Annotated in this window: 7 protein-coding genes; 5 read left to right on the top strand and 2 right to left on the bottom strand. The window is 73.3% G+C overall.

The features are described 5' to 3' along the window. The 4 genes from I5E_RS05545 to I5E_RS05530 form a co-directional block, all read left to right on the top strand. Positions 1 to 450: ABC transporter permease (locus tag I5E_RS05545; protein WP_022906117.1), on the top strand; the 450-nt coding region annotated here is incomplete at its 5' end. Positions 451 to 473: 23 nt separating this feature from the next. After that, on the top strand, positions 474 to 1,685 hold the full coding sequence (locus I5E_RS05540; protein WP_022906116.1) for a sensor histidine kinase: 1,212 nt from the start codon (positions 474 to 476) through the stop codon (positions 1,683 to 1,685). Further along, on the top strand, positions 1,682 to 2,308 hold the full coding sequence (locus tag I5E_RS05535; RefSeq protein WP_022906115.1) for a response regulator transcription factor: 627 nt from the start codon (positions 1,682 to 1,684) through the stop codon (positions 2,306 to 2,308). Before I5E_RS05540 ends, I5E_RS05535 begins: the two co-directional genes overlap by 4 nt. A gap of 22 nt (positions 2,309 to 2,330) precedes the next feature. Then, entirely contained in the window at positions 2,331 to 2,654 is a 324-nt protein-coding gene (locus I5E_RS05530; RefSeq protein WP_148286873.1) for a hypothetical protein, read from the top strand. A 62-nt stretch (positions 2,655 to 2,716) separates the two neighbouring features. Here I5E_RS05530 and I5E_RS23315 read toward each other — a convergent pair whose 3' ends face one another. Then, entirely contained in the window at positions 2,717 to 3,625 is a 909-nt protein-coding gene (locus I5E_RS23315) for an AraC family transcriptional regulator (protein WP_022906113.1), read from the bottom strand. Between the two features lie 100 nt (positions 3,626 to 3,725). After that, a complete protein-coding gene (locus tag I5E_RS05520; protein WP_022906112.1) occupies positions 3,726 to 4,289 on the bottom strand; it encodes a hypothetical protein in 564 nt (187 codons plus the stop codon). Positions 4,290 to 4,412: 123 nt separating this feature from the next. On the opposite strand from I5E_RS05520, the gene I5E_RS05515 reads away from it, so the two are divergent. Next, positions 4,413 to 4,737 (top strand): VOC family protein (locus I5E_RS05515; protein ID WP_022906111.1); only part of this gene is annotated, 325 nt, incomplete at its 3' end.

Here is a 4,737-nt window from a genome sequence, read left to right as displayed (position 1 = left end):
TCGAAGGTGATCGCCGCGATGGCCTTCGCCGCGATGTCGATCGTCGTCACGGTGGTCGTCGCGACCGTCGTGCTGCACGCGTCCCTCGACCCGTGGCACTGGCTCGCCGCCGGGTTCGGCATCTGGTGCGGCGTGGTGCCGTTCGCCCTCATCGCGATCCTCATCGGGCAGTTCGCGAAGCCGTCCTTCGCCCAGCCGGTGTTCATGGTGGTGTTCATGGGCATGTCGATCCTCGGCGGGCTCTGGGTCCCGCTGTCGGTGATGCCGAGCTGGATGGGGAGCGTCGCGCACCTCATGCCCTCGTACTGGCTGAACCGGATCGGACAGACGGGCGCCGGGGCGACCGGGTCCGCCGGCATGACCGAACCGGCGCTGGTCCTCGCCGGTTGGGCGCTCGTCCTCGGCGCGGTGATCGCGTGGCGCTACCGCCGCGATGCCGCACGAGCGTGACCGAGCGTCCTACGCTGGCACCGATGTCAGAGGCGACCAACACGACCGAGGTGCGTGGTGCGGGGAACGCACCGACGGGCTCGCGAGCTCGCCCGCGCTCGTTCCCGTGGGCGGTCCCGCCCGGCGCGAGCGACGACGACATCCGGATCGGCCGGCGCCGCTGGTACTCCGGGGCGGTGTTCGCCCTGCTCTGGCAGGTCCTCGAGGTCATCGCCGTCTGGAACGACGGCCGGAGCCTCCGGGCGCACGTCGTCTCGACGATCGCCCTGGCGGTCCTCTACGCGGCGTACCTGTTCGCTCCGGAGCTGATGTGGCGCCGGAGCCTGCGCGGCCGGGTCGTCGTCCTCGCGGGCGTCGCGCTGCTGGCCGGGCTGCTGCTGTTCGTCGTCGGGCCACTCGCGATCTGGACGTGGCTGCTCGTCGCGGCACTGTCGGGCTTCGTCGCCGAACGGTTCTGGGTGGCGGGATCGGTCGTGCTCGCGATCGTCGGTGCGCAGTTCCTCGTCGCGCTGGGCACGGGGTGGGACCAGGCCGTGGACAGCGGCATCCTGTTCGCCCCCGTGATCACCGTCTCCGTCGGTGCATCGATGCTGTTCTTCGGACGACAGCGTGAGGCGGAGCAACGGCTGGGCGTCGCTCAGGACGAGATCACCCGGCTCGCCGTGGTCGAGGAGCGCGCCCGGTTCTCCCGGGACCTGCACGACGTGCTCGGCCACTCCCTGACCGTGGTGGCGATGAAGTCCGAGCTCGCCGCACGACTGGTGGACGTCGACCCGATCCGGGCCAGGACGGAGATGCAGGACGTGGAACGGCTCTCCCGCGAGGCGCTGCAGGGCCTCCGACGCGCCGTCAGCGGGTACCGCGAGGCCGACCTCGACGCGGAGCTCGTGTCGGCGCGGGCAGCCCTCGCCGCGGCCGGGACCGACGCGTCGCTCCCGCACGACGGCGACGCCGCGGCCGACGACGTCCGGAGCCTGTTCGCATGGGTCCTCCGCGAGGGCGTCACGAACGTCCTCCGGCACGCTGCCGCGAGCCGGGTCCGGGTCACCCTCACCCGGACGGCACTGACGATCGAGGACGACGGGACCGGGGTGCTCGAGGCGTCCGCCGCCGTGACCCCGGGGAACGGGCTGCGTGGGCTCCGCGAGCGGGCCGACGCCGTCGGGGCGACCCTGACCACCGGCACGAGCGACCTCGGCGGCTTCCGGCTGCGGGTCGAGAGGAACCGACGATGACCGACACCATCCGGGTGCTGCTGGCGGACGACCAGGCGCTCGTGCGCGGGGCCCTGGCGTCCCTGCTGTCGCTCGAGCGCGACATCGAGGTCGTCGCGCAGGTGGCCCGGGGCGACGAGGTGCTCGAGGCCGCGCGGTCCTCCGGCGCCGCGGTCGCACTGCTCGACGTCGAGATGCCGGGCGCCGACGGGCTCACCGCGGCTGCCGCCCTCGCCCGCTCGCTGCCGTCGTGCCGATCGCTCATCGTCACGACGTTCGGCCGCCCCGGGTACCTCCGCCGTGCGCTGGAGGCCGGGGCCGCGGGCTTCGTCGTGAAGGACACCCCGGCGGAGCAGCTCGCCGACGCCGTCCGCCGGGTCGCGGGCGGCTTCCGCGTGGTGGACCCGGTGCTCGCCGCGGAGTCCCTCGCCGCCGGCCCGTCCCCGCTCACCCCGCGGGAGACCGACGTGCTCATCGCCTTCCGCACGACGCCGACCGTGGCGGGCGTCGCCGGCTCCCTGCACCTGTCGGAGGGCACGGTCCGCAACCACCTGTCGTCGGCGATCGGCAAGACCGCCGCCCGCAACGCCACCGAGGCGCTCCGGGTCGCCGCCGACAACGGCTGGCTGCTCGGGTCGGCCTGAACCGCGGCGTAGCCTGGTGCCCGTGCTCCGACGTGTCCTCCCCGTGTTCGCCCTCGGTGCGGCCGCCGTCCTCACCCTCGCCGGTTGCGGCGCACACGACTCCACCGGCCAGGTGTCCGTCACGGTGTCGTCGAACGCGGCGGACCACGCCTACGAGGTGCAGGTCTTCACCGCCGAGACCGGCAAGCTCTCCGAGCACCAGCGGGTCTTCCCCGGTGGGACGGCGGACTTCGCCGGCGTGCCCCTCGGCACGGTCAGGGTGCGGGCGGACGACCTCTGCCCGCAGGAGACCACCGTCACGGACGGCGAGGTCGCGACCGTCACGCTGACGACGACGGGCTGCTGACGCACCGGAGGCGCGGTGCGGGTCGGACCCGCACCGCGCCTTCCTGGACGGATCCCCGGCCGTCAGGCCTCGGACCGGCCCGAGCGCCGGAGCGTCTCGTGCGGGCTCTCGCCGAACCGTCGCCGGTACGCCGCCGCGAACCGCCCGAGGTGCGCGAAGCGCCAGCGCCGTGCGACGTCGCGGATCGTCACGATCCCGCCCCGTCGGGACGTGAGCTCGAGGTGCACCCGGTCGAGCCGGACCTCGCGCAGGTAGCGCATCGGCGTCACGGCGAGTCGGCGGCGGAACAGGTCCTGCAGCCCGCGCTCGCTGAGGTCCGCACCAGCAGCGATGTCCGCGACCTCGAGGTCTTCGCCCGCGTGCTCGTGCACGAAGCGGATCGCGCGACGGAGCCGGTGCTCGACGTCGGAGCGGGACCGGGTGAACGTCGAGAGCACGACCGTAGCCACCCGCCGGTCGAGCGCGGCCCGCTCAGCCGGGTCCAGGTCGGCGTCGAGGATGCGGTCGGTCACCTCGCGCAACAGGGTCAGCAGGGGCTCGACGCCCGGGTCGGCCGCGTCCGGTTGCACGAACTCCGACGGCTCTTCGGTGTCGCCGAGCATCGCGGGTGCGATGTGCAGGAGCGTCATCGCGGTCGCGTCGGTGTCGAACGCGTAGGCGACCGGGGCGGACAGCATCATCGGGCGTCCGGGTCCCACGTCCCACTCGCTGCCGTCGTCGGCGGTAAGGGTCGCCCGGCCGTTCGCGAGCACGAAGACGACGTGGTCCGGTCGTGGTCCGATCGTGCCGGACTGCGGGCCACCGGTGCGGATCTGCCGCAGGGAGACGAACTCGTCGCCACCGGACCGGTAGTCGAACGCCTGCCCGTCGGGGGCCGACTGGTCCGGGACCGCCCGGTCCGGGACCGCCTGGTCCGGGACCGCCTGGTCGGACGCCGGGCGTTCGGACACGTCGTGGTCGGAGGACGTCATCCGTGCCTCCGTTCGACGTGCCGCGCGCCGGATCCGGCGGGCTCTGGAACGCTACCGGGCCGGTCGTCCGGGCGCGAGGCCCCCGTCCGCGTCGCGCAGCTCAATGCGTCAGCACCACCTTCACGACGCCGATCACGAACGCCACGGCGGCGAGCACGATGCCGCCCCAGAGCCCGAGGAACGTCGGGCGCTTCCCGCTGAACCGCTGCATGAACACACCGACCATGCCGATGCGGACGACGAGGATGACGAGCGCGGCCGTCTGCGCCCACGGCGCCGGGAGCCAACCGGCCCAGGCGACGGCGTAGAGCACGGCGGGGATGAGCCCGGACGTGGCGATCGGGTTCGCGTTCCGCACGATGGTGACGACGGACTCCCGCCGGACCTCGTCGGACGCGTCGTCGTCCCCGAGTCCGTGCGCGACGAGGTGCGACAGCACGTGCGCGAGGTACGTGAGGACCGCGGTGCCGAGCACCGCCCAGACGGCGGAACCGTGGTGGATCGCCGTCGGGTCGACCGCGATCGCCGCGGCGAGGACCGTGATGTTGCCGTAGACGTACGAGGACATCCGGTCGCGCACCTGCTCGATCGGCAGGTCACGCCGGTCCGGACGGCCGCCACGGCGTCCGCCCGCTCGGTCCGGCAGTCGTCCTGTGCGTGGCATCTCCCCATCTTGGCCCCGGACGACATCGGCCCCGGCGGCGGGACACGCCGGGGAACGAACGCGGACGACCGCCACCGGGGTCATTTGGTTGACGCGTCAACCAAATGCCCGCACACTGGTCGCATGACCACGCAGGACCTCCTCGCCGCCGACACCTCGATGGGCGCCGTGACGCTCCGGGTCGCCGACCTCGACCGGATGATCGGCTACTACCGCGACGGCGTCCGGCTCACGCTCCTGTCGAACACCGGTGGCGTCGCCGTGCTCGGACGCGGCACGACACCGATCGTCGTCCTCGAGCACGCACCCGAGATGCGGCACGCCGCACCGCGCGAGGCCGGCCTCTTCCACACCGCGATCCTGTTCGACACGAGGGCCGACCTGGCCCGCGCGCTGTACTCCGTCGCGACCCGGTACCCGCAGACCTTCACGGGCAGCGCCGACCACC

The organism is Curtobacterium sp. B18 (assembly GCF_000333375.1).
Classification (GTDB): Bacteria; Actinomycetota; Actinomycetes; order Actinomycetales; family Microbacteriaceae; genus Curtobacterium.
Note: the sequence above shows the minus strand (reverse complement) of the source record. Positions and strands in the feature narration are given on the sequence as shown.

Coding starts and splice junctions, on each gene's coding strand:
- I5E_RS23315 (WP_022906113.1), bottom strand. CDS start 3,625: ATGACGTCCTCCGACCACGACGTGTCCGAACGCCCGGCGTCCGACCAG.
- I5E_RS05540 (WP_022906116.1), top strand. CDS start 474: ATGTCAGAGGCGACCAACACGACCGAGGTGCGTGGTGCGGGGAACGCA.
- I5E_RS05520 (WP_022906112.1), bottom strand. CDS start 4,289: ATGCCACGCACAGGACGACTGCCGGACCGAGCGGGCGGACGCCGTGGC.
- I5E_RS05535 (WP_022906115.1), top strand. CDS start 1,682: ATGACCGACACCATCCGGGTGCTGCTGGCGGACGACCAGGCGCTCGTG.